The 23,430-nt window shown below is 48.1% G+C and carries 27 protein-coding genes; all 27 read right to left on the reverse strand.

All coding sequences use genetic code 11. From position 1 onward, the window contains the following. Positions 1-158: 158 nt before the first annotated feature. Positions 159-929 (reverse strand): hypothetical protein, encoded by a 771-nt coding sequence (locus AC1VOR_RS02165; protein WP_482615573.1) that lies wholly within the window; start codon positions 927-929, stop codon positions 159-161. A 198-nt stretch (positions 930-1,127) separates the two neighbouring features. Then, positions 1,128-1,403 (reverse strand): hypothetical protein, encoded by a 276-nt coding sequence (locus AC1VOR_RS02170; protein WP_482615575.1) that lies wholly within the window; start codon positions 1,401-1,403, stop codon positions 1,128-1,130. Between the two features lie 419 nt (positions 1,404-1,822). Continuing rightward, positions 1,823-2,530, reverse strand: a complete 708-nt coding sequence (locus tag AC1VOR_RS02175) for an FRG domain-containing protein (protein WP_482615576.1) — start codon at positions 2,528-2,530, stop codon at positions 1,823-1,825. Positions 2,531-2,663: 133 nt separating this feature from the next. Next, complete coding sequence (locus AC1VOR_RS02180) at positions 2,664-3,095, reverse strand: Cthe_2314 family HEPN domain-containing protein (protein ID WP_482615578.1); 432 nt, start codon at positions 3,093-3,095, stop codon at positions 2,664-2,666. Positions 3,096-3,105: 10 nt separating this feature from the next. Then, a complete protein-coding gene (locus tag AC1VOR_RS02185; protein ID WP_482615580.1) occupies positions 3,106-3,420 on the reverse strand; it encodes a hypothetical protein in 315 nt (104 codons plus the stop codon). A 165-nt stretch (positions 3,421-3,585) separates the two neighbouring features. Further along, positions 3,586-4,512 (reverse strand): HNH endonuclease, encoded by a 927-nt coding sequence (locus AC1VOR_RS02190; RefSeq protein ID WP_482615582.1) that lies wholly within the window; start codon positions 4,510-4,512, stop codon positions 3,586-3,588. A 323-nt stretch (positions 4,513-4,835) separates the two neighbouring features. Next, positions 4,836-4,961 (reverse strand): tyrosine-type recombinase/integrase, encoded by a 126-nt coding sequence (locus tag AC1VOR_RS02195; protein ID WP_482616378.1) that lies wholly within the window; start codon positions 4,959-4,961, stop codon positions 4,836-4,838. A 291-nt stretch (positions 4,962-5,252) separates the two neighbouring features. After that, positions 5,253-5,417, reverse strand: a complete 165-nt coding sequence (locus AC1VOR_RS02200; RefSeq protein ID WP_482615584.1) for a hypothetical protein — start codon at positions 5,415-5,417, stop codon at positions 5,253-5,255. A gap of 117 nt (positions 5,418-5,534) precedes the next feature. Further along, positions 5,535-6,341, reverse strand: a complete 807-nt coding sequence (gene trmD / locus AC1VOR_RS02205; RefSeq protein WP_482615586.1) for a tRNA (guanosine(37)-N1)-methyltransferase TrmD — start codon at positions 6,339-6,341, stop codon at positions 5,535-5,537. Between the two features lies 1 nt (position 6,342). Next, entirely contained in the window at positions 6,343-6,861 is a 519-nt protein-coding gene (gene rimM, locus AC1VOR_RS02210; RefSeq protein WP_059053650.1) for a ribosome maturation factor RimM, read from the reverse strand. Positions 6,862-6,975: 114 nt separating this feature from the next. After that, a complete protein-coding gene (locus AC1VOR_RS02215) occupies positions 6,976-7,206 on the reverse strand; it encodes a KH domain-containing protein (protein WP_482615588.1) in 231 nt (76 codons plus the stop codon). Positions 7,207-7,228: 22 nt separating this feature from the next. Beyond that, on the reverse strand, positions 7,229-7,501 hold the full coding sequence (gene rpsP / locus AC1VOR_RS02220) for a 30S ribosomal protein S16 (protein ID WP_059053653.1): 273 nt from the start codon (positions 7,499-7,501) through the stop codon (positions 7,229-7,231). Between the two features lie 61 nt (positions 7,502-7,562). Next, a complete protein-coding gene (ffh, locus tag AC1VOR_RS02225) occupies positions 7,563-8,942 on the reverse strand; it encodes a signal recognition particle protein (protein ID WP_482615590.1) in 1,380 nt (459 codons plus the stop codon). A 44-nt stretch (positions 8,943-8,986) separates the two neighbouring features. Then, positions 8,987-9,340 (reverse strand): putative DNA-binding protein, encoded by a 354-nt coding sequence (locus tag AC1VOR_RS02230; RefSeq protein ID WP_059053658.1) that lies wholly within the window; start codon positions 9,338-9,340, stop codon positions 8,987-8,989. Positions 9,341-9,562: 222 nt separating this feature from the next. Further along, entirely contained in the window at positions 9,563-10,207 is a 645-nt protein-coding gene (trhA, locus tag AC1VOR_RS02235; protein ID WP_482615592.1) for a PAQR family membrane homeostasis protein TrhA, read from the reverse strand. 96 nt (positions 10,208-10,303) lie between these two features. Beyond that, positions 10,304-11,299, reverse strand: coding sequence for a signal recognition particle-docking protein FtsY (gene ftsY / locus AC1VOR_RS02240; RefSeq protein WP_482615594.1), 996 nt, complete (start codon positions 11,297-11,299; stop codon positions 10,304-10,306). Between the two features lie 43 nt (positions 11,300-11,342). Beyond that, entirely contained in the window at positions 11,343-14,915 is a 3,573-nt protein-coding gene (gene smc, locus AC1VOR_RS02245) for a chromosome segregation protein SMC (RefSeq protein ID WP_482615595.1), read from the reverse strand. A 621-nt stretch (positions 14,916-15,536) separates the two neighbouring features. Further along, the gene (rnc, locus tag AC1VOR_RS02250; protein ID WP_059053665.1) at positions 15,537-16,241 is read right to left on the reverse strand and encodes a ribonuclease III; all 705 of its coding nucleotides are present in this window, start codon (positions 16,239-16,241) and stop codon (positions 15,537-15,539) included. Between the two features lie 13 nt (positions 16,242-16,254). Further along, on the reverse strand, positions 16,255-17,493 hold the full coding sequence (gene fabF / locus AC1VOR_RS02255; RefSeq protein WP_482615597.1) for a beta-ketoacyl-ACP synthase II: 1,239 nt from the start codon (positions 17,491-17,493) through the stop codon (positions 16,255-16,257). 127 nt (positions 17,494-17,620) lie between these two features. Next, a complete protein-coding gene (gene acpP / locus AC1VOR_RS02260; RefSeq protein WP_018750834.1) occupies positions 17,621-17,854 on the reverse strand; it encodes an acyl carrier protein in 234 nt (77 codons plus the stop codon). Positions 17,855-17,923: 69 nt separating this feature from the next. Then, a complete protein-coding gene (fabG, locus tag AC1VOR_RS02265) occupies positions 17,924-18,673 on the reverse strand; it encodes a 3-oxoacyl-ACP reductase FabG (protein WP_482615598.1) in 750 nt (249 codons plus the stop codon). A 109-nt stretch (positions 18,674-18,782) separates the two neighbouring features. Further along, positions 18,783-19,718 (reverse strand): ACP S-malonyltransferase, encoded by a 936-nt coding sequence (gene fabD, locus AC1VOR_RS02270; RefSeq protein ID WP_482615599.1) that lies wholly within the window; start codon positions 19,716-19,718, stop codon positions 18,783-18,785. Between the two features lie 42 nt (positions 19,719-19,760). Continuing rightward, complete coding sequence (locus AC1VOR_RS02275) at positions 19,761-20,747, reverse strand: beta-ketoacyl-ACP synthase III (protein ID WP_482615600.1); 987 nt, start codon at positions 20,745-20,747, stop codon at positions 19,761-19,763. A 12-nt stretch (positions 20,748-20,759) separates the two neighbouring features. Then, entirely contained in the window at positions 20,760-21,746 is a 987-nt protein-coding gene (gene plsX / locus AC1VOR_RS02280; protein ID WP_482615601.1) for a phosphate acyltransferase PlsX, read from the reverse strand. Next, positions 21,730-22,326 (reverse strand): transcription factor FapR, encoded by a 597-nt coding sequence (gene fapR, locus AC1VOR_RS02285; protein WP_482615602.1) that lies wholly within the window; start codon positions 22,324-22,326, stop codon positions 21,730-21,732. The genes plsX and fapR overlap by 17 nt, the downstream gene beginning before the upstream one ends. A 300-nt stretch (positions 22,327-22,626) precedes the next feature. After that, a complete protein-coding gene (gene rpmF / locus AC1VOR_RS02290; protein ID WP_018750828.1) occupies positions 22,627-22,800 on the reverse strand; it encodes a 50S ribosomal protein L32 in 174 nt (57 codons plus the stop codon). Positions 22,801-22,857: 57 nt separating this feature from the next. Continuing rightward, positions 22,858-23,379 carry a YceD family protein gene (locus AC1VOR_RS02295; RefSeq protein WP_482615604.1) on the reverse strand — a complete coding sequence of 174 codons (522 nt, stop codon included), beginning with the start codon at positions 23,377-23,379 and terminating at the stop codon, positions 22,858-22,860. Between the last annotated feature and the right edge of the window lie 51 nt (positions 23,380-23,430).

Genomic DNA, 23,430 nt, shown 5'->3' on the forward strand with positions numbered 1-23,430 from the left:
TTCTTTAATCTGATTTCAGCTAACGTTTCTGTATTCAAGACGTCCGACGAAGTCGGATGTGTCTGCTGAAACGCTTCCACAAAATTCATCCAGCAGACCAAGGCTCCAAAGGAGCCGCAGCTTGAATATTATGTTAGACGATGTAACAAGCTTCTTGGTTAGTCTTCAATATTGTAGTTGTAGTCTCTCATAATCTCATCCTTACTTCGATAATCGCCAGGGAAATAGAGATGAATAGGTAACCGATGAAGCTTTAAAAAAATAGTATCGAATTCATTGTATCCATATTTTGAGAAGTGAGTTATCTCAACTAATCTCGAATCAGGGGGGTTAGAATTAATTGTCATGATATAGCCTACTGGCGAAAACGAAATTTCACTCATCACTATAACTTCTTTGCTAGATGAAGAGCCTAATACCGCGACGCCTGTCTGTTTAAATTTAGCTCCTTCAACCAAGTAGGCAAAGATCCTTATTGAAGGTTGAATATATTTATGTTCTCGATTCAAAACAAACCTAACTAAATCAGGATTCTTTTGAGCAAATTTTTCCCCATTCGTAGAAAAAAACATAGTTAAAATTTGTTTAATTACTCTATTCGGGAAGACATGAAATGGATAATAAATTGATCCATCTCCATTAGATTTATCATTCAAGATAAGAGCTTGATAAGTCCATTCAATAAAATCATTTGCATACCAAGTACCTGTATCATTATTACAACTTGCGCATAGTGTATATGCACCTGAACCTTTCTGTTGAATTCGACCATTAATTTTTTGATCAGGTCCTTTCTCAAAAATGTCCTCAAATACTGCACTAATAATTGGTCTATCGTTACATGCTCCTCTTGGAAGGATATGTTCAAATGTTAAAGGCCCGGTTGTTCCACATATATGGCATACTTCATTAATAGGCTTTCTTCCCATAATCTCTCCATGTTTTTATGTCGTCTAACGTTCTTTTATTCACGAACTCTGCACTGGCTTAAGGGGCATTAGCCCCCTTAGCCAGTGCAGGGTTGTCTGCTGAGTCCGCTTCTTCGAAAATCCTCTGCTGACCAAGGGCCACATGGCCCGCAGCGTGAATACGGTGTTAGGCGATGGTAATGCCATCATTGAAATTACTTACAGCAGGTCTTTAATAATTTGTATAGCCCTTGGGTTTCCTATAATTCTTAGGCCGTTATTAAAGTTTCTAATCTGCCATGACTCCTCATCATTCGGATCTGATACAAATGTTTTTAATATATTCCCTTCATCTATTTCGATTACTACGTCATTCGTTATTGGTTCTATAGATAACTTCTTTATTGTCTTAAAATATAGAGTTTGTAATTGTTCTATGATATTGGAATGTTCTACTTTATCTTCGGCTTGAGCTTCTCTTGATCCGGTAATCACTCGTTCTGTATTCTTAAAATGCCATGTCGGCTCTAACCAAATACTAATTCCTTGGTTCAGGTCACCTGGTTCGCAATCACAATATATAATTAATGAATTCCCAGCCAACCGAACTAATCAAACTTGTCGATCCTGTATTGATTGTATTATTTCAATTAATTCTTCTGGCATCATCGCATCACCTTTAATATTGAGTTTGCATTACTTTCGCCTAACGTTTTTTGTTCACGAGCCCGAAAGCCTTAAGTGACCAGCGGGAACGGGTCGTTAGACTTAGGCTTGCAGGGTTGTCCGGCTGATTACACTTCCATGCTTCTCAACTTCTGCTGGACCGAGGAGCGGATGCGACGTTGCGTGAACAGGGTGTTAGACGTCGTGTATTCTTCTTCGAGTAGACCAATATATTATTACTAATTTCTCTAAAGGTTTTCCCATTTATCTCTTATTTCATTAACAAGTTCATCTAAACTAGGGAAGAGATAAAACTTTGTAATTCCAAACGATTCTAATATCATTTTAAATTTCTTCTTTAATTCTTTTTTAAATACAAATTTTATAGTTATATCATTTGTTAACGGTTCGATCGGATTCTCTTGTATTGTAAAAAAGCCAGATTGATTAATATACCTAGCATGTTTGTGATTCGGATATACTGTATAAACGCCCTTTATATTGTAAGGATTTGAATAGACAATTTTTTCTCCGTTATTAAAAGATAGCTCCATTTGATTATTGCTGCTTTGATAGAGTCTCTCAAAAAATCCATTATAAATCGCAAAATCATTATTAGGATTACTACTAACCGCAAAATAAAGTGCAACTAATGGGTTTGATGTCCAATCTAATAACCTAGTAGGTAATCCATGATGTTGCGCGAGGAACATCCAGTCCCATTCACTGCTTGGTAATTCATTGATGTATGGCAGTCCTCTTCTTTTAAATTCATCCATAACACGCAATTCGTAATCCAATAAAAGATCACTATCAAAATGAGTGAGTCTCCCCAAGGAAGGAATTAACTGATAGTCAGAATTTGAGACACCTCGATATGCCTTTTCGTCTTCATAATATGGGTTGCAAAAGTTGTCAATAAAGTCATTAAAACTGCTAATTTCAATAATTCGCATCTATTCACCTTTTTCATTTATTAATGCATGTCGTCTAACGTTCCTGTATTCACGACTCGACGCATGTCGAGTGTCTGGCGAATGCCAGACCAAGGACGAATGTCCGTAGCGTGAATATTATGTTATCTGAAGTTCATGGCTTCTTTGGACTACTTTCAAGCCCTCTCTTAAATACCCTTAAAAATTTAATAAACTCTTCTATTACTTCATCTATGTTTTGAACAAATTCACTTGACGGCGTATAACTTCCAACGCCAAAACTTATCTCTTTCAATTGCCCATCTTCTTTCTTCTTACTTATTCCAGAACTAATATCATTTGGAGCAAAATTATGTGTGATATCGTTTCTAAGTATTCTTGATTTTTTAAATGCCTTAGAGTAATTAGTTTTACTAAACTGTTTCTTTAAAACTGGGTTAACACTATTTAAGTTGGTTAATATGTTTCGATTAAAATCTTTATCTTTCTCTACATCAAATTGATATTGGACATTTATGATATGAAAAATAGTATCCCATGCAGAGAAAAATTTGTAATAGAAAGCATCGACGTAGTAATCAAACATCACTTTGTAGTTAATTGTTTTCGTCTTTCTTAAAATGAGGGAAGTATTGAACCGATTGTCCATCTTTACCCGGTGATATGTACCACTCTTCATCAGGAATACCTTTATTGTAATAGTGTTTAAAAAAGATATAACTCATTCTCGACTGACCAAGTCTATTATTAAATAATATGATCCAACTAGCTAATTCTTGTTCTGCAAACATAGCAAAAAGGTCATTTATTTCTGGTCGTTTTACTTCTAAATATAAGGAATTTATTTTCGAATTTTCTTCTATCTCTATCCACTGCTCTTTAGTTGGATATTGTAAGTAGTCGTGTATCATTATTTAATCAGCTCCTAACATGAATTTCAGATAACGTTCCCGTATTCACGACCCGACGTATGTCGGGTGTCTGGCGAATGCCAGACCAAGGACGAATGTCCGCAGCGTGAATATTATGTTATATGACGTACTTACTTTTTTGAACTACATTCATTAATTTACTGCTTATTTTTCATCTTTAATTTCTGTAATAGAATCTTTATCTCGATAGCCCCATGTATAAATAATATTTTCTGGGTATATCCTTTCATCGGAAGGAATAGTCCACGTAGTTGGATTAACAGTCACGTCTTTTGGAATGTGAGGACAATAAGAAAATCTAATCGGTGAATCTGTAATGTTTGGTGTTGCAGGTAAATAAAAAGATATAATCTTCGTTCCATAAGTAAAGCGAATCAAGTAAGGGTAGTTACTCGATAACCCGTTTACAGTTTTGAAAACCTCCAAGATTACATGTGCATATCCATTACCTTTAACAAAAGCAGTGTCCATGTAAAGCGGAAAAATATCAATTTCCCCTAAAAGCCAATCTGGAACATACGATACTATTTTTTTATCTTCATCTTCTAATAGCGCCCACCCCATATGAGCTAAACATTTGCAGACATCCAAAGGTCTATAAGGTGGAGGATTATTGATTTTGAAGGTCATAACTTTCTGTCCATCTTTTTCTTCGATTTCAAAAATACCTTCTTGCTGATCAATATTAATGTTAAGGCTATTACTTTCAGGATTCATTTTCAGAAATGATTGCTTATTTATCGGCTTGTACTTTGGAGTACCGGATCCTGGTCGCTTCCGAGCGCCTATAAATATCCTGTCAAATGCTAAATAGTTGACTAGTTCATTCTCATAGTAACTAAATTGATTATTACAATCATCACACTCATTTAGATAATAGAGAGTCCTATTCCCGAGCCCCGCTGGAATCACATGTGCTTCCTTCTTAAAAGTTACCTCTGGCTGACTTTTGCCGCAAAATAGACAAGTTGTCTTTGAACTATCGCCAATCAAATCTTTGTCGGAACCTGTGATATCATGAGGATAAAAAATGGAATTCAATTCTGTATATTGATGATGACCATGATTCATTTGAATTACTCCTCCTCAATGTTTTAAAGGTAGTCAAACATTCTTGATTTATTACTATCTATTCTTAAAATAGTACTTGTAAGTATGTCATATAACGTCTTTTATCTGAACTTCGTATATATTCCACATATCGGTAATTCTCCGATCTTCTTCAAGTATAATCCATATAGAGGAATAGACGAAGTATATTTTATCCAGTGCTACTCTCCATCCTTCAGCTCCAACCGATCAAACGGGCTGTGAATACGCCGTATGTTTTTTGTGCTGACATGTGTATATCGTTGAGTGGTTCGAACGCTCTGATGACTTAGCAGTTCCTGAATTTAGCGGAGGTCGGTTCCGCCCTCAAGCAAATGAGTTGCAAATGAATGACGCAACGAGTGAACACTTACCTTCTTAACTATTCCTGCCCGTCTTCTTGCATTTTCAAAAACCTTCTGGACAGACAGTACGCTCCGTCACATGGCGCCCGGAACGTTGACCTGGAAATAACCATTCTTCAGGTTGAAACTGAATCTTGTAAGCTTTCACCTCGCTCATAGCCATTGAAGATAACATCTAACAACACAAAAAAGCGATCCCCTTTCCCCTATGGAAAAGAAAATCGCTTCCGATGCTTTCGGATCTACTAAATACCGAACTTGCTCTTTTTATTGCACACGCTCCATACCCTATCAATCTAGCTTCAAGTATTCATGCTGTGCATTTCTGGTCTGCTGGGTGCTTGTATTTATTTCAGGCTAATGCCCTTGGCTATAGAAGCTAATAATGTCATCTACGGTCAGCAGTTGTTGGTCAGGCTCCCGAGATTCCTTTTGCAGGCCCGCCCCGTCGCCTCCGTGCAACCCTTCGCCATCTGGCGTCATCTGCTTCTCGTCTGGTTCGTACATGTGTTCCAAATCCATATTCCATTTCCTCCTTGCTGCCTTAAGATCATGCATTGTTTTATTACCCAACTTTGCATGATATGCAACAGCAAGCAGAATGATGACACTCATTTTCCCGGTCTCCGCGCTACAAGATTAATTAGCTTCCCGCTGAAGCTCCTCCAGCCACTTCTGCTCCTTCGCAGAGAGCTCCACTCCCTCAAGCAAATCAGGACGGCGTTCCCAGGTGCGACGAAGTGCTTCCTTCCGTCGCCAATCGGCGACATTGGCATGATGCCCGCTAAGCAGGATATCCGGAACCTGCCAGCCGCGAAAATCAACAGGCCGCGTATAGTGCGGATATTCCAGCAACCCGGTGCTGAATGAATCCGTGACGGCGCTCATTTCATTGCCCAGCACCCCCGGCAGCAGCCGGGCTACGCTATCAATGACAACCATAGCCGGTAGTTCTCCACCCGTCAGTACATAATCGCCAATGGAGATCTCGTCAGTCACCAGGTGCTCACGAATCCGTTCATCATATCCCTCATAATGTCCGCAGATGAACACCAGATGCTCTTCCCGCGCCAATTCCTCGGCTTTTTGCTGTGTGAAGGTCTCCCCCTGGGGACACATCAAAATAATGCGGGGCCGGTCCACAGACCCACCTGCTTCAACTCCCGCTTGGCCTATAGATGTCTTTTCGCTTCCCTCTGCCGTACTCTGACTCTCCTCACCCAACAAAGCCTCCACAGCCCGGAAGATCGGCTCAGGCTTGAGCACCATGCCCCCACCGCCGCCATAAGGCGTGTCGTCCACCGTGCCGTGCTTGTTCCCGGCGTAATCGCGAAAATTGACTGCATTCAAGGAGATGATCCCCTTCTCCTGCGCTTTGCCAAGAATGCTGCTGCCAAATACGCCGGCAAACATCTCGGGGAACAAGGTCAATACATCCACCCGCATGTTACAGCAATCCTTCCATCACGTGAACCCGGACCAGCTTGTCCTTAATGCTAACGTCCAGGACCACATCATCAATGACTGGCAACAGCAATTGCTTGCCTGACGGTAGCTTTACTACCCAGACATCATTGGCCCCTGGCCGCAAGATCTCTATAATTTCACCCAGATCCTCATTCTCGTCACTGACAACCCGGCAACCTATAATTTCATGGAAATAATATTCATTCTCCGGCAGCTCGACGGTCTCGGACTTGGATACCTTCAGTTCATATCCCTTGTACTTCTCTACCTCGTTAATATTGGAAAATTCGGCAAATTGCACGATATACATTTGCTTATACGGCCGCGCTGACTGCACTACTACCGTAGACTGCTCCCCCGTCTCAGGGTGCACCATAATCAGACGCCGTTTTGGCGCGAACCGCACCTCAGGGAAATCCGTTTGCAATAACACCTTCAGCTCGCCACGAATCCCATGTGTATTTACAATTTTACCTACAGACAATAAAGAATCAGACATAATACCCTCCCTAATCATGTAACCGTCATTTCATGTTTCAGCATGTACGAAAAAGGGCTAGGACAAACATCCTAACCCGCTTTCGTATATCTTTTTGAATGATCAAAAAGTTCTTTAAGATAGAATATCGACGGTCACCCGTTTATCCATCTTCACGGCTGCCGATGCCACAACCGTGCGGAGCGCCTTGGCGATTCTTCCCTGCTTGCCAATGACCTTCCCTACATCATCAGGATGCACGGACAATTCATAGACAATCAGATGCTCCTTCTCCACGACCTCCACACGGACATCGTCCGGATGATCAGCAAGAGCCTTCGCAATAACGCCGACTAATTGTTCCATATACGACCCTCCGAATCAGCAATTATTTCTGCTGTCTAAGCTCATGGAATTTCTTCATCACGCCTGCATTGCTAAGCAAGTTGCGAACGGTATCAGATGCTTGCGCACCATCTTGAAGCCACTTCAATGCTTTATCTTCATCGATGTTCACTACTGCTGGTTGTGCAACCGGGTTATAGTAACCAATCTCCTCGATAAAACGGCCGTCACGCGGGGAACGGGAATCCGATACCACGATACGGTAGAAAGGAGCTTTATGAGCACCAATACGTTTCAAACGAATACGAACTGCCACGAAATTCACCTCCTTTAAAGAATTCACTTTCATGTATAATTACATTTCCCTTCACAAGCCTTTACCGGAAAGGAAACCTCATACCCTTGCCACCAGCTTTGCCAAGCTGCTTCATCATTTTGTTCCCCTTGCCCTTGGGCCCCATCATACTGGAGAACTGCTTCATCATCCGCCGCATCTCGTCAAACTGCTTGATCAGTCGATTGACGTCCGCCAATACCGTTCCACTACCAGCGGCAATGCGTTTACGTCGGCTATGATTAATCATATCAGGATTTTGCTTCTCTTCCTTGGTCATGGAATGCACAATCGCCTCTACCCGGCCCATCTGCTTCTCATCGACCTTGACATCCTTCATCTGCTTCATGTTGCCCATGCCCGGGATCATATCCATGATCTGATCAATCGGGCCAAGCTTCTTGACCTGCTCCATCTGCTCCAGGAAATCGTCGAACGTAAATTCCGCGTTACGCATCTTCCGTTCCATTTCCTTGGCTTTATCCGCATCAATGCCAGCCTGAGCCTTCTCAATCAGCGACAGCATGTCACCCATACCAAGAATCCGCGAAGCCATACGTTCCGGATGGAACGGCTCCAGGGCATCCATCTTCTCACCCAAAGCCACGAACTTGATCGGACAGCCAGTCACCGCTTTAACGGATAAGGCCGCACCACCACGAGTATCGCCATCCAGCTTGGTCAAGACAACCCCGCTAAGACTAAGCTGTTGATTGAAGCTCTCCGCCACGTTAACCGCATCTTGCCCTGTCATGGCATCGACCACGAGCAACACTTCGTCCGGCTGAGTAATCTCATGGATTTGCCGTAGCTCCTCCATCAATTCCTCATCAATATGCAGACGACCAGCGGTATCAATCAGCAAGTAATCATTGCCGTTGTCCTTGGCGTGCTGCAACGCCTGACGCGCAATCTCTACCGGACTGTTACCTTCCGGCAATGCGAAGACCGGTACCTTGATCTGTTCCCCTAGTACCTGCAACTGCTTGATAGCAGCCGGACGGTAAATATCTCCCGCCACGAGCAGGGGACGATGGTTGTCCTTAAGCAATAGCTTGGCCAGCTTGGCAGAGGTCGTCGTCTTACCGGCACCCTGCAAGCCCGCCATCATAATTACCGTGGGTGGACGATTGCTGCGAGCCAGCTTGGCTTGGCTTCCCCCCATCAACTCCGTCAACTCTTTGTTGACGATATCGATGATTACCATGCCTGGCGTGAAGCTATCCATCACTTCCTTGCCAACCGCTTTCTCCTTGACCTTGGCAATGAACTCCTTCACGACTTTAAAGTTGACGTCCGCTTCCAGCAAGGCCAGGCGCACTTCGCGCATCGCTGCATTTACATCATCTTCGGATACCTTCCCTTTGCCCCGCAGCTTGCTGAACACGTTTTGCAATCGGCTTGTCAAACCTTCGAATGCCATATATCGTCACCTCCATTCGTAACAATTCCGCTCATAGCTCCATCTTACAATTGCTCCGCCTCGCGAAGCAAATTTCCTGCCTGTTCCTTATGTACAGAAGACATCGCACTGTCTTCAATAATTTGCTGTAACCTGGCTAACACACCGCTCTGAAGCTCATGCTTCTTCAGCAGTCCCAGCTTCTCCTCATACGTCTCAAGCATGCCTTCGGCACGTTTGATATGCTCATAGACGGCCTGACGGCTAATCTCGAATTCCGCGGCAATTTCCCCCAGCGAGAAATCATCGAGGAAATAATATTTCAAGAACGTCTGCTGCTTCTCAGTCAGCAACGCTTCATAGAAGTCGAACAAAAGGTTGATCCGATTCGTTTTCTCAAGCCTATTCTCCTGACTCATATGGGCACTCCCTCCGTCAAGGAAAAACACTTTACAGCGCATCAACTCCACCTATAATACAGAAACCCGAAAAAGATGTCAAGTATTTTCCCTTAACATCTTGGTATGGAAATTTTTCTCGGTTGGAAGGCGTCTCAAACAATAGCAAAAACCGCTCTCCAAAGGCAAACTGCTCGCTAAATCACGAACAATTCCAGCCCTTAGATAAGCGGTTCTTCTCGCTTAGTGCGGCAGCAAATACAGCAAAATCGCAAAGAAGTGGGTAACACTTCCGGCGAGGACGAACAAATGCCAGATGGCATGATGGTAAGGGAAGCCACGCCACACATAAAAAATCGTGCCCAGACTATACGCAATGCCACCCGCTACCAGTAAAGCCATTCCCTGAAAAGGTATAGCAGCGGTGAGCGGCCCCCATGCAATCACGATTAACCAGCCCATGATCAGGTAGAACACCGTTGACAGGACCAGGAATCGCTTCACGAAGAAGGCTTTAAATATGACACCCGCCAGCGCAATCCCCCATACAATCCCGAACAAACTCCAGCCCAAGGGGCCGCGAACTGCTACTAGCAAAAATGGGGTATACGTACCGGCAATGTAAATGTAGATAGAGGAATGGTCAAAAATCTCAAACAAATCCTTGACCCGTCCTTCCTTAAAGCTATGCACCAGCGTGGAGCACATATAGAGCAGCAACATGCTGGCCCCGTAAATGGTAAAGCTGACAATATGCCATGCCGTCCCCTTAAGGCTTGAGAATACGATCAGCAGCACCAGCCCAGCTACACTTAGCAATGCCCCAATGCCGTGAGTAATGGCGTTAGCCACTTCTTCCCTGCGGTTAAACGAATGCGTATTGGCCATCTCGCTCCGCCTCCTTTCCTCTTGCCATGTTATTGATCTAGGCTCATATCTATAATATACGGTAAAGTCACCCTTTTTGTTACCCCAATGACCGAATCAAGCTTCTTCTGACTCTTCCTCTTCCGCAATCAGTCCGGCAAACAAGCCATGGACAAATTGCTCCGAATCAAACGGCTGCAAATCCTCGACCTTCTCACCAAGGCCCACGAACTTCACAGGCAGACTCAGCTCCTGACGAATGGCAATGACAATACCGCCTTTTGCCGTACCGTCCAGTTTGGTCAGCACCAGTCCGGTCACACCACTTTTCTCTCCAAATAGCTTAGCCTGGCTCAAAGCGTTTTGCCCAGTCGTTGCATCCAGCACCATCAGCACCTCATGAGGAGCGCCGGGAATTTCCCGCTGAATAACCCGAAAGATTTTGTTCAGTTCTTCCATCAGATTGGATTTGTTCTGCAAGCGGCCTGCCGTATCGCAGAGTAAAATATCCGCTCCACGCTGCTTGGCTGCCTGAACCGCGTCGAACATCACCGCCGCTGGATCGGACCCGGACTGCTGCCGAATGACGTCCACCCCTACCCGGTCGCCCCACACTTTCAATTGCTCAATGGCACCCGCCCGGAAAGTATCCCCTGCAGCCAGAATTACCTTCTTGCCCTGTTGCTTGTAGTAATGGGCCAGCTTCCCGATGGTCGTTGTCTTGCCGACACCATTGACGCCTACAAATAAAATCACACTGATGCCATCAGAGCTTAGATGCATTTCGCTATCTTCATCCCCGCGTAGCAAATCCACCAGCTTCTCGGACAGGAGCGGCTGCAGCTCGGCAGGTGCCTCAATACGCCGCTGCTTGACCTCCTGCTGTAGCTCATCAATCAACTTCAGCACGGTATTAACGCCGACATCCGCACCAATCAAGATTTCCTCCAGCTCTTCAAAAAATTCATCATCAATTTTCTTGCGCCGGGTCACCAGCTCCGTTACTTTCTCCACGAAGCCCTTGCGGCTCTTCTCCAGTCCATCTCTGAACTGCTTCGTCACCGATTCCGTTCTGGAAGCGATGCTGTCCTTCAATTTCTTAAAAAAACTCATGCAGGGTTAGCCCTCCTTAGGTTGTCCAGCCAATAAATGTAAGCTAAGCAATTTCAACCGTTTCTTCATCCTCCAACTTGACGGAGACAAGCTTGGACACGCCGCCTTCCTCCATCGTCACGCCATACAGCACGTCCGCTTCCTCCATCGTCCCCTTGCGGTGGGTTACCACAATGAACTGGGTCTGCTCGGAGAACTCGCGTAAGTACTGAGCAAACCGCGAGACATTGGCTTCATCCAGCGCCGCTTCAACTTCATCAAGCACGCAGAACGGCACCGGCTTCACTTGTAAAATGGCAAACAGTAACGCCATCGCCGTCAGCGCACGTTCACCACCGGACAGCAATTGCAGATTTTGCAGCTTCTTGCCTGGAGGCTGTGCTACTACGTCAATACCAGTATCCAGCAAATTCTCGGGATCGACCAGAATCAAGTCGGCCCGGCCACCACCGAACAGCTTGGAGAACACAATAACAAATTCCCGGCGGATGGCATCAAAGGTAGTTTTGAATCGCTTGGACATCTCCTCATCCATCTCGCGAATGACCTGATAAAGCGTCGCCTTGGCCTCAACAAGATCATCCTTCTGTTCACTAAGGAATTGATAGCGCTCGGAGACACGATTATACTCATCGATAGCTCCAAGGTTTACTTCCCCGAGGATCGTAATCTGCCGTTTCAGCTCCCGAACCTCGCCTTGAGTCTGTGGCACATCCTCTGGCACAGCATAACGCTGCTTGGCCAATTCATAGCTAAGTTCATAATCCTCAGACAGCTTGCGCAAAATGTTATCCAGCTCCACATCCAGACGATTCGCCTGAATCTCCGTTTGTCGCAACTGATCCTCCACAGCTTTCAGCGCAACTCGCTGGTCCTTTGTCTCGCTTTCACCGTCCTCCAACTTCTTGACCAGGACGGCACGAGAAGCCCGTTCCAATTCAAGCTGCTCACTGGTCCGTTCCTTCTTCAGCTTATAATCATTTAATTCTTCACGTTGCTGTACACCTTGCTGTACATTTTGCTCCAAATCCGCCTCGATAGACTGCAAAATCGTACGGTTCTGGGTTAGTTCCCGCTCCTGCACCTTGAATTCGGACTCGGAACGGCGTAATTGCTCTCGCAGGGAATGACATTCCTGATCCAGCTTACCCTCACGCACCTTAAGTCCAGTCAAGGCATCCTGCAGCTCTTCCTTGGCCGACTCACTTGCCTTGCGGGCGAACTCGGCAGCCCGGATGGACTGCTGAACGGATATCTCCTCTTTCTCCAAGTCTACCAGCCGCTCTTGCGCCGCCTTCTTGGTTGCTTCGAGGTCCTCCAATTCCTTCAGGTAATGTCCCTTCTCCTGGCCGTACAACTCAAACTGCTCCGACACATGCCGCCATTCATGCTCCACCTGCTTCAAGTCCCCGGCACATGCTTGCTCTTCCACCCGCTTGGCGTCTCCGGCTTCACGCAGCCGGACCAGTTCGTTCTCTGACTTACCAAGCTGGCTGCGTACATCCGTCAGGCCCTTGCGCAGCTTGTCCAGCATTTCTTCACTTTCGCGGATGTCTGCCGCAAGCTGATCAAGTTGACGCTTGCGTCCCAGCAAATTATTGTTCTTACGATGCTGGCTCCCCCCGGTCATCGAGCCACCGGCGTTGACGACATCGCCCTCCAGAGTCACAATGCGGAAGCGATATTGCAGCCTGGCTGCCATCTTGTTCGCATGCTCCAGATCATTGGCAAATACGACATTCCCCAGCAAGCTGCCAACGACGCTCTCATACCTCGGCTCATAGCCCACCAGTTCGGCCCCGATGCCAACAAAGCCTGCCGCTTCCTCCAAGATGCGCTTGTCAGCCGCAGAAATTTGACGAGGACGGATGACATCCAAAGGCAGGAAGGTTGCCCGGCCCAGTTGCCGTTGCTTCAGGAAAGCGATTGCTTGGCGCGAAACAGCCTCGTTCTCCATGACGATATGCTGCATAGCGGCACCAAGCGCCGTTTCCACCGCCGTCTCCAGCTTCTCTGGCACCCGAATCAATTCCGCAACAGCGCCATGTACACCGGACAACGCAGACTTCTTGGACGCCTTGAGAACTTCCTTAACCCCAAGCACAAATCCGTCGTAGTCGTCCTCCATCTCTTTCATCGTATCGCGGCGCGACACCAGAGCCTCACGTTTTTGCTCCCACTTGCGGATGCCACCCTGGCTCTCTTCGACCAGCTTCTGTAGTGACTGGTTATGCTCGCTTTCGCGTATGTAGCGGCCGCGAAGCTCGGCAATTTCCTCACCCAGCTTAGCCAGCACCGTTTCCAGTTCTACCTTTTGTCCCTTCAGACGATCAAGCTCATCCGTCCACTTCACGCCTTCTTCCTCAGCACGCTCCATCCGGCGCTTCACGCCTTCTTTCTGCTGGTCGGCGTAATGGATTTCATTGCGAGATTGCGCCATCTGGTTCATGACATCCAGCAGTTGGCCCTTCAAGCCTTCCTCCTGCGCCTGGCTGATTCCGCCGGTCACTCCGATGAGCTTCGCCTCTTCCGCAGCAAGCTCGGTACGAAGCATACCCAGTTGCTCTTCAGCCGCTGCGAACTGAGCCGTCAATTGCTCCAGTTCCAGTGAACGCTGGGCATAACGTTCTTCGCTGACCGCCAAGGATTGGCTAAGCTGCTCACGGTTTTGCGCCAGGTTGCGAGCTCTTTCCTTCAAGACCTCGCCATAGCCCTCACTCTTCTCGTAGCTCTCACTGTACTCCAGAAGTTGTCTTTGCAGTGTCTCGATCTGATCCTCTACCTGACGTAACGCCAATCGGTCACTTTCCAGCCTGGCATCATGGGCTGACACGACCGTCGATAGAGCAAGCTGCTCTTCCTGGAGCTTGGTCAGCTTGGCATTCGCCTCACTCCACGTCTCGTGGATTTGCTCGATTTGATGAACGTAGAGAGAGATCTCTTTATTTTTCAACTGTTCGCGCAATTCCTTATATCTCTGTGCCTTCTCGGACTGCTCCTTCAGCGGTCCAATCTGGTCTTCCAATTCCACCACAAGGTCGTTGATCCGCAGCAAATTTTGTTCGGTATCATCTAGCTTACGACGCGCATCACGCTTGCGACTCTTGTATTTTACGATTCCCGAAGCCTCTTCGAAAATACCACGGCGGTCCTCCGAACGCGTACTCAAAATTTCCTCAATTCGCCCCTGCCCGATGATAGAGTAAGCTTCCTTCCCGATGCCGGTATCCATGAACAGCTCGGTAATATCCTTCAACCGGCAAGACTGCTTGTTGATAAAATACTCGCTGTCCCCGCTGCGGTGAACCCGGCGGGTTACCGTAACTTCGCTGAAATCAAGCGGCAGCGCCTGATCGTTATTATCCAGCGTCAAGGACACCTCACTGAAGTTGACCGCTTTACGCGCGTCACTCCCTGCGAAGATAATATCCTCCATTTTGCCGCCGCGTAGTGACTTGGCGCTTTGTTCTCCCAGCACCCAGCGGATGCCATCGGAGATATTACTTTTTCCGCTGCCGTTCGGGCCAACCACGGCGGTTATGCCGCGTACGAATTCCATCTCCGTCTTGTCGGCAAAGGATTTGAAGCCCGCTAGCTCTATCCGTTTCAGAAACATACGTTCACTATCACCTCTAACCTGTATTGTATCATACCGGAAGCCCTGCTGGACAGGCATCCAGTAAGGCCCGGGGCCAGGAGGTAACTCCTGATTGTAAGAATCCACTCCCTAGCCCGTTTCGTGTTCAAAAGCTGACTTTTTTTGAACTACCTTTATAAATAAGAGTTTCAAAAAGTCGGCTTTTCAGCACCAAGAAGATTGGATGAAGCTAGGGACTGAGTAGCGCAGCTACACGTTTTCGTAAGAAAACGACTTCGAAAGCATGGGTACGTGAGCAACGGAAGTACCGGGTGAGTTCAAGATTCGATGTCGGTTCTACTCCCAGAAGACGCTTCGTGATCAAAAGCTGACTTTTTGAACTACCTTTATAATACAGGTTCAAAAAGTCGGCTTTTCAGCACCAAGAAGCTTGGATGAAGCCAGGGACTGAGTAGCGGAGCGTAGATAGATCTACGTGAGCAACGGAAGGCCCGGCTGAATTCAAGATTCGACGTCGAATCTACTCACAGAAGACGCTTCGTGATCAAAAGCTGACTTTTTGAACTACCTCTAAAAGTAAAAAGGCCGCCCCGGACGATGGAGTACATCATCCCGAAACGGTCTTTACAGTCGTTAATCTTAACTCTCAAGCTCTGAGCTCTTAAGCAACTCCAGCGCCACGGCAGCCGCCTGTTGTTCGGCCTCTTTCTTAGATCTGCCGTTGCCTCGGCCCAGCGCGCGGCCTTCCATGCAAACCTCGGAGACGAATTCCCGTTCATGGGCAGGACCTCGCTCTTCCACGATACGATACTCCAGAGTTCCCATGCCGTGATGCTGCGTCAGTTCCTGAAGCTCCGTCTTAAAGTCGCTGGTTTGCAGCTTGCCGTCCAGAGACAATTGAGGGAAAACATAACGATGAAGGAACGCAGTAGCCGCTTCCAGGCCTTGATCCAGGTATAATGCACCGATAAAGGATTCGAACACGTCCGCAAGCAGTGCCGGACGCGTTCTTCCCCCCGTTAATTCCTCGCCCTTGCCGAGCAGTACATACCGGCCGAATTCCAGGCTTTCGGCGAATTTAACAAGTGACGGCTCGCATACAATAGCGGCCCGCAACTTGGTCAATTCACCCTCAGGACGGTCGGGAAATAACCGATATAAGTGCTCCGAAACGGTCAATTCGAGGACAGCGTCGCCCAGAAACTCCAGGCGCTCGTTGTCCTCGTATTGATTAAAACGGTGCTCGTTCACATATGATGCATGGGTGAAGGCCTGTTTCAGAAGCTGCCGATTTTGGAATACCAGTTCAAGTTTTTGCTGTAACTGCTTCAGATCTCCATTCACCGGACCTAACCCCTTATGCTTCGTATTTCTTTAGAATAATTGTGGCATTATGCCCGCCAAATCCAAAAGAATTCGACATGGCCACTTGAACATCTGCCCGTCTGGCTTCGTTTGGAACATAGTCCAAATCGCATTCCGGATCAGGATGCTCCAAATTGATGGTAGGTGCAATAACACCATGCTTAAGCGTTAGTCCGCAAATAATGCCCTCTACGCCGCCAGCAGCTCCCAGCAAATGACCCGTCATCGACTTGGTCGAGCTGATGGCTACCTTGTAAGCATGATCGCCAAGCGCTCTCTTGATCGCGGTCGTCTCCGAGCGGTCTCCTACAGGAGTCGAGGTGCCATGCGCGTTGATGTAATCAATTTGCTCTGGCTTAATACCTGCATCACGAATGGCCATGTTCATGCAACGCTCCGGTCCGTTTGGATCAGGTTCCGTCATATGGTGCGCATCCGCGCTTAAACCGTAGCCGATAACCTCTCCATAAATCTGAGCTCCACGTTTTTGCGCGTGCTCGAGCGATTCCAGAATCAGCACTCCAGCGCCCTCGCCCATGACAAAGCCATCCCGCTCCGTATCAAACGGACGACTGGCCTTCTCCGGCTCGTCATTGCGCGTGGACATGGCTCGCATGGAGCAGAAGCCTGCCATACCCGTTGGACGGATCGTTGCTTCCGCGCCGCCGCAAATCATCACATCGGCATCACCACGCTGAATCAGCCGGTAAGACTCTCCAATGGAATGAGTTCCGGTCGCGCACGCAGTCACCGTAGTTGTGTTCGGACCCTTAGCTCCATGCAGAATGGACACATGCCCGGAGGCCATGTTCGCAATCATCATAGGAATAAAGAATGGGCTAACACGCTTAGGCCCCTTCTCCAACAAGGCACTATGCTGATCTTCAAAGGTTCCGAGACCACCGATGCCTGAACCGATCATGACCCCAACCCGTTCCGGGTCAGCTTGTTCGGCTATATTAAGCGCACTATCCTCAATGGCATTCTTTGCCGCTGCTGCAGCAAATTGCACAAATCGGTCCATCTTCCGCGCTTCCTTGCGCTCGATATAATCCTCGGGATTGAAATCTTTCACCGAGGCTGCAATTTTCGTAGGGTAATCACTAACATCAAACGCTTCGACTAACGATACGCCGGATTTCCCTTCTAGCAAGTTGTTCCAAAATGTATCCAAATCCTTACCGAGAGACGTAACGACTCCCATACCTGTAACTACTACTCTATGCTTCAAACACACTCACCTCGTTGGACTTATGTGTACTATACAAATTCATGGATGCAATAATGAAATCCGCAGATCCTCAAGATGAGGAGAAGTCCCGCCTGCTATGAAGGAGGTACGGGACTTTGGAATGACATTAGGTATGAGATTGTATGTAGTTTACAACTTCACCTACGGTCGTAATCTTCTCTGCATCTTCGTCTGAAATTTCCAGATCGAATTCATCTTCGAGCTCCATGACCAATTCAACCACGTCAAGCGAATCCGCACCCAAGTCGTCTTTGAAAGACGCTTCAAGTGTCACTTCGGCTTCATCTGCGCCAAGGCGATCCACAACAATGCGTTTTACGCGATCCAATACATCGGACATCCGGTTCACCTCCTCTTTGGTATTATAAGAGATTTGAAGTTAAAATGCCATAGAAGCCAAATACGCGATTTACATAACCATTCCGCCATCCACATGCAGGGTTTGCCCAGTCATATAGGACGCGCTGTCTCCGGCGAGGAATAATACGGCATTCGCGATTTCTTCCGGCTGTCCCAGACGGGCCAGCGGGATGTCGGCAAGCAGCTTCTGGCGGTATTCTTCCGGTAGCTCGTCCGTCATATCCGTCTCGATAAATCCGGGGGCGATACAGTTCACGGTAATGCCGCGCGAAGCCAACTCCCGTGCGGAGGCTTTCGTCAGACCAATCACTCCGGCTTTGGCCGCTACGTAGTTGGCTTGACCCGCGTTACCCAACACACCAACCACCGAAGAAATGTTGATAATCCGGCCCGAGCGTTGCTTCATCATCGGACGGGTGACGGCCTTAATGCCATTGAACACGCCCTTCAGGTTCGTCTCAATGACCTGATCGAACTCTTCTTCCTTCATCCGCATAATTAAATTATCTCTTGTAATTCCTGCGTTATTCACCAGAATGTCGATCCGTCCCCAGGCTTCCAGCATGGACTTAACCATACCCTCGAACTGCTCATTGCTTCCAACATGCGCTTTTGCAGCGTAAGCTTTTACGCCAAACGCCTCGATTTCGGCAACAACGCGGGCTGCGGCCTCCTCGTTCCCGGCATAGTTGACGACTACATCTGCCCCGGCTTCCGCCAATGCTAATGCAATGCTACGGCCGATTCCACGAGAGCCGCCCGTGACCAAAGCCGTCTTCCCTTGAAGCGGTTTGCTCATTAATCCATCTCCTTTCGCCTAGTTAATCCGAAGTCTACAAATCCGGCACGCCATTCATGAAGCCTAAGGCTCCTTTGCGGCGATGCCTGCCTTGGAATGGCTGCAGCTTTTACTTTAGCGCCGCTGCCGTTTGTTCCAGGCTATCCAAATGATTTACATTAAATAACCGCACCGACTTGTCGGTCTTCTTGATCAGTCCCGTCAGCACGCTGCCCGGGCCGATCTCGACAAACGTATCCACCCCTTGGGCAATCAGCCAGTTGACGGTATCCTCCCATAATACAGGGGAATACACCTGTTGTACGAGCAACTCCGCAATCTTGGCACCATCCTGAACAGGACGAGCCGTGACGTTAGCAACTACCGGAACGGATGCATCATGAAAAGTAGCAGTGGCAAGCCGATCTTGCAATCGCTCTGCGGCCGATTTCATCAGCGAGGAATGAAACGGTCCACTGACCTCCAGAGGGATAGCTCGTTTAGCCCCGATTTCTTTCACACGGGACACTAGCTGCTGGATGCCTTCCTTACTGCCCGATACCACGATTTGCCCTGGGCAGTTCACATTGGCCAGTTCAACCAGTGCGCCGCCTGCAGTAATGTCGGCACATAAAGCGGCCAGCGCTTCACGTTCACCGCCAAGAACCGCAGCCATAGCTCCTTGTCCTCCCGGTACGGCTTGCTCCATATACTTACCACGTGCGCGAACGATGGACACCGCATCCTCGAAGGATAAGACACCGGCTACAGTCAACGCGCTATATTCACCCAAGCTATGTCCCGCCACATAATCGGGTGTCAGGCCTTTGGCAGCAAAGGCTTCGGCCAGAGCTACGCTTGTGGTCAACAACGCAGGCTGTGTATTGGCAGTTTGCTTCAGCTCCGCTTCCGGGCCACCGAATATAAGTTCGCTGAGTGGAAAACCAAGCTGCTTATCCGCCAGTTCGAAGCGCTCACGCGCCTCTGGCCGAGCGTCATACAAATCTTTACCCATGCCTACGCTTTGAGACCCCTGTCCGGGAAAAACAAAAGCTATTTTGCTCATTGATTGCACTCCCTCATTCATCAATATCTCCATCTGCCTCGCTTACCACACGAGTACGGAAGCTCCCCAGGTCAAGCCGCCACCGAAGCCAACCAGCAATAGGGTGTCGCCCGCTTTCATCCGACCTTCCTCTGCGGCTTCTACCAGAGCTAGCGGAATCGAAGCGGCAGAAGTATTTGCGTATTTGTCCACATTAATCACGCATTTCTCTTCTGGCAAGTCCAGGCGTTGCATCGCCGATTGAATGATACGAATATTAGCCTGATGAGGCACAAACAAATCGATGTCTTCTTTGGTCTTTCCAGCCTTGCGAAGCACTTCTTCGGTAGCCGATCCCATCACTCGCACTGCAAACTTGAACACTTCGCGGCCATTCATATAAATGAAATGCTTGCCTTCCGCCACGGTAGCTTCCGAGGCTGGCAACCGTGAACCGCCTGCTTCCATCTTGAGCAATTCACCGCCAGCACCCTCTGCACCAAGATCGAAGGACAAAAAGCCCCGGCCTTCCGGTACTTCGCCAATCACGACAGCGCCAGCGCCATCACCAAACAAAACGCAGGTGTTACGGTCCGTATAATCGGTAATTCGTGATAACGTATCCGCGCCGATTACCAGCGCATTACGGTACATTCCTGTTTGAATAAAACCATTGGCTGCGGCCATGCTGTAAACAAAACCCGAGCAGGCAGCAGACAAGTCAAATGCGGCAGCTTTTTTGGCACCCAGCTTATCCTGCAGAATGCATGCCGTCGATGGAAACGCCGAGTCCGGCGTAATCGTTGCCACAATAATCAAATCAAGCTCACTTGCTTCAAGGCCGGCCGACTTCAAGGCACGAACCCCTGCCTCGTAGGCTAAATCTGATGTAGCCTGATCGGGAGCAGCAATATGCCGTTCCTTAATTCCCGTCCGGGAGACAATCCACTCGTCGTTCGTTTCTACGATTTTCTCTAAATCCGCATTCGTCAATACTTTCTCTGGAACATATTTACCGGTTCCGATAATTCCTACCGAACGTAATTTCATTGATTTAGTCACTCACTTCCTGCTAATTTCCTGTGCTATATTCTCCGTCAATTGGCTTTGCAACGCTAATCTGGCCTGGCGAACCGCATTTTTAATCGCTCCTCCGTCCGAGGAACCATGTCCTTTGACAACCAATCCATTCAGACCCAGAAGCGGCGCCCCGCCATGCTCCTTATAGTCCATCATCTTCTTGATTCCACGGAGCGAAGGCATCAACACGGCTGCGGCCAGTTTATTCTTCAGGGATTTAGAGAACTCCTGCTTCAAAATGGAGAACATCGTTCCCGCGGTTCCCTCCAGCGACTTCAGCATAATATTCCCGGCGAAGCCGTCGCAGACAATGACGTCGCAAGCCCCGCTTAAAATATCACGTGACTCCACATTGCCTACAAAATCAATCGGTAAGGCCTCTAACAACGGATAAGCGGCCTTGGTCAACTCATTGCCCTTCATGGCTTCCGTGCCCACATTGAGCAAACCTACACGCGGCGTGGATATCCCATGCACCTTCTGACGATAGATGCTACCCATGAGCGCGTACTGGGCCAAATGCTCTGGCCTCGCATCCATGTTGGCACCCAAGTCAAGTGCCAGCACACCACGCTGATCCACCGTCGGAATCATTGGCGCCAACGCGGGACGCTCGATGCCCTCCAGACGGCCTACGACCAGCAGACCCGTCGTCATTAGCGCGCCGGTGTTGCCGGCCGAGATCATGGCCTCCGCCTGTCCTTCACGGACCAGCCGCCCTGCCACAACCATCGAAGCATCCTTCTTGCGCCGCACCGCCTTGACCGGCTCATCATCAGCAGCAATAACCTCGGAGGCATGATGAACTCGCAAATTGCCGGGAGCCTCTCCCAACAAGGGTTTTAATACCTGCTCGTCGCCAACCAGAATAATCTCGGTGTCGGTCCATTCCTTGGCTGCTGCCAACGCGCCTTCAACCGTACTGCCTGGCGCATGGTCGCCCCCCATTGCATCAATCGCGATTCTCATGCTGACTTCCTCCTTCTTGCCCTTCCTCCCCGGTAGACCGGTAGATCACAAAGTTTCCCTGGAACACCATCTCTTCACCCACGTAGGTAAATACCTCGACCTTGGCTTTGCCCTTCTGGCCGGAAGACGGCCTGACGTAGGCTTTGGCAATGCATTTCTCACCCAAGTGCACGGATCGCACGAACCGGATATCCGCCGAAAACGTCAAGGCAACTTCATCATTAATGACAGCTACCGCCAGCGAGTTGGCCTGGGCAAACACATGGTGGCCCCGGGCTATGCCCGTGCGAGAGAAGACATGTTCTTCACGAATCTCAAAAATAGAAATTCCGCTCTTGTCGAGCTGCAAGTCCACAATCTCCCCGATGACCTCATGCAACGGCAAGGAACGGACCTGATCATACGAGCGTTCAGCCATCAACTTCATCCGCTCGCGGAGCTCCGGAATCCCCAGCTCCATTCGATCCAGCCGAATGGTTTGTATGCTCACCTTGAGCTGCCGCGTTAATTCCTGATCCGTAATGAACGGGTTCGCTTCTATCATCTGGACGAGTTGCTGCTGTCTCGCCCGCTTCGGCAATCGTTCGATGGATATCCCTTCCCTCCCGGTAGATGTTTACAATCAAAATTATTGATTTCATGTCTTGCGTCTATGTAATTTAAATCCGGGCAGCCTGCCTGGCCAGTCCGGCTTCTATTATATTCTAACAGCTATTTCGTTCAGAATCACTTTAGAACCTGGTACTAAAATCTAGTATAAATCATCCGGAAGCAAAAGAAAAGCAAAATCGCCCGTCTACATGAAGTCCTGAAGCTGAAGCTGGCAAAAAAATAGCATCTCACCGAAGTGAGATGCTACTTTAAGTGCGAGATATCAAGCTTATTGGTTGATAATTTCTCTCGATTTGTATGTTCCGCATACTTTGCATACGTGGTGAGCAAGCTTCAATTCTCCGCATTGTTCACATTTTACCATGCCCGGCACAGCCAATTTGAAATGCGTGCGGCGTTTGTCGCGACGCGTCTTGGACGTTCTCCGTTGAGGTACTGCCATGGTTCCCACCTCCTTATCAAGTCAAACCTAAACCTGTAATATTCATTGTTTACTTGCTTACTTTTTGAAGAAATCACCGAGTGCTGCCAGCCGCGGATCAATCACGTCCTTATTGCAGCCGCATTCCTGTTCGTTCAGATCAGCCCCGCAGTGAGGACAAAGTCCCTTGCAGGATTCCTGGCATACAGCGGCAAACGGCAGATTCAGTAGCAGCGTCTCCTCCACATACGGTACCAGATCGACTTTCTCGCCCTGAACGTAGTGTAAGTCTTCGTCTTCCTCCTGTGCCTGCGTGTCCACCTCGGGATGTTCGCCTTGCTTGAAGCTTTCTGCAAACTCCGCTTGAATGTCCCGTTTCAAAGGCTTAAGACAACGAGAACAGGTCATATCCAGCTCCGTCTTAAGCGTGCCCTTAACCTGAACAACGCCTTCGCCGGGAGCTTCTCCCCGCAGATCAGCCTGTAGTGGACTGATTGCGATAATGTCCTTGCGACCTTCAACGACACGGCTTACATCCAAAGCCTGATGGATCTCCACCGGAGCTTCGGATGAGATTGCCTGACGTAAATTAATAAACATCAGCATCACCCCAAACAAACAAAAATTATTATACCGATTTTAAGTAAGTTT

The organism is Paenibacillus sp. 1SOY10 (assembly GCF_056836745.1).

Bases quoted from the DNA above. Each gene is read 5' to 3' on its own strand.
- ftsY (WP_482615594.1), bottom strand. From the start codon at position 11,299: ATGAGTTTTTTTAAGAAATTGAAGGACAGCATCGCTTCCAGAACGGAA.
- AC1VOR_RS02230 (WP_059053658.1), bottom strand. From the start codon at position 9,340: ATGAGTCAGGAGAATAGGCTTGAGAAAACGAATCGGATCAACCTTTTG.
- rpmF (WP_018750828.1), bottom strand. From the start codon at position 22,800: ATGGCAGTACCTCAACGGAGAACGTCCAAGACGCGTCGCGACAAACGC.
- AC1VOR_RS02180 (WP_482615578.1), bottom strand. From the start codon at position 3,095: ATGTTTGATTACTACGTCGATGCTTTCTATTACAAATTTTTCTCTGCA.
- AC1VOR_RS02190 (WP_482615582.1), bottom strand. From the start codon at position 4,512: ATGAATCATGGTCATCATCAATATACAGAATTGAATTCCATTTTTTAT.
- acpP (WP_018750834.1), bottom strand. From the start codon at position 17,854: ATGTCCGATGTATTGGATCGCGTAAAACGCATTGTTGTGGATCGCCTT.
- trmD (WP_482615586.1), bottom strand. From the start codon at position 6,341: ATGCGGGTGGATGTATTGACCTTGTTCCCCGAGATGTTTGCCGGCGTA.
- smc (WP_482615595.1), bottom strand. From the start codon at position 14,915: ATGTTTCTGAAACGGATAGAGCTAGCGGGCTTCAAATCCTTTGCCGAC.
- AC1VOR_RS02175 (WP_482615576.1), bottom strand. From the start codon at position 2,530: ATGCGAATTATTGAAATTAGCAGTTTTAATGACTTTATTGACAACTTT.
- AC1VOR_RS02165 (WP_482615573.1), bottom strand. From the start codon at position 929: ATGGGAAGAAAGCCTATTAATGAAGTATGCCATATATGTGGAACAACC.
- AC1VOR_RS02215 (WP_482615588.1), bottom strand. From the start codon at position 7,206: ATGGAACAATTAGTCGGCGTTATTGCGAAGGCTCTTGCTGATCATCCG.
- fabG (WP_482615598.1), bottom strand. From the start codon at position 18,673: ATGAGCAAACCGCTTCAAGGGAAGACGGCTTTGGTCACGGGCGGCTCT.
- trhA (WP_482615592.1), bottom strand. From the start codon at position 10,207: ATGGCCAATACGCATTCGTTTAACCGCAGGGAAGAAGTGGCTAACGCC.
- AC1VOR_RS02275 (WP_482615600.1), bottom strand. From the start codon at position 20,747: ATGAAATTACGTTCGGTAGGAATTATCGGAACCGGTAAATATGTTCCA.
- AC1VOR_RS02200 (WP_482615584.1), bottom strand. From the start codon at position 5,417: ATGGATTTGGAACACATGTACGAACCAGACGAGAAGCAGATGACGCCA.
- AC1VOR_RS02185 (WP_482615580.1), bottom strand. From the start codon at position 3,420: ATGATACACGACTACTTACAATATCCAACTAAAGAGCAGTGGATAGAG.
- fabD (WP_482615599.1), bottom strand. From the start codon at position 19,718: ATGAGCAAAATAGCTTTTGTTTTTCCCGGACAGGGGTCTCAAAGCGTA.
- ffh (WP_482615590.1), bottom strand. From the start codon at position 8,942: ATGGCATTCGAAGGTTTGACAAGCCGATTGCAAAACGTGTTCAGCAAG.
- plsX (WP_482615601.1), bottom strand. From the start codon at position 21,746: ATGAGAATCGCGATTGATGCAATGGGGGGCGACCATGCGCCAGGCAGT.
- AC1VOR_RS02295 (WP_482615604.1), bottom strand. From the start codon at position 23,379: ATGTTTATTAATTTACGTCAGGCAATCTCATCCGAAGCTCCGGTGGAG.
- rimM (WP_059053650.1), bottom strand. From the start codon at position 6,861: ATGTCTGATTCTTTATTGTCTGTAGGTAAAATTGTAAATACACATGGG.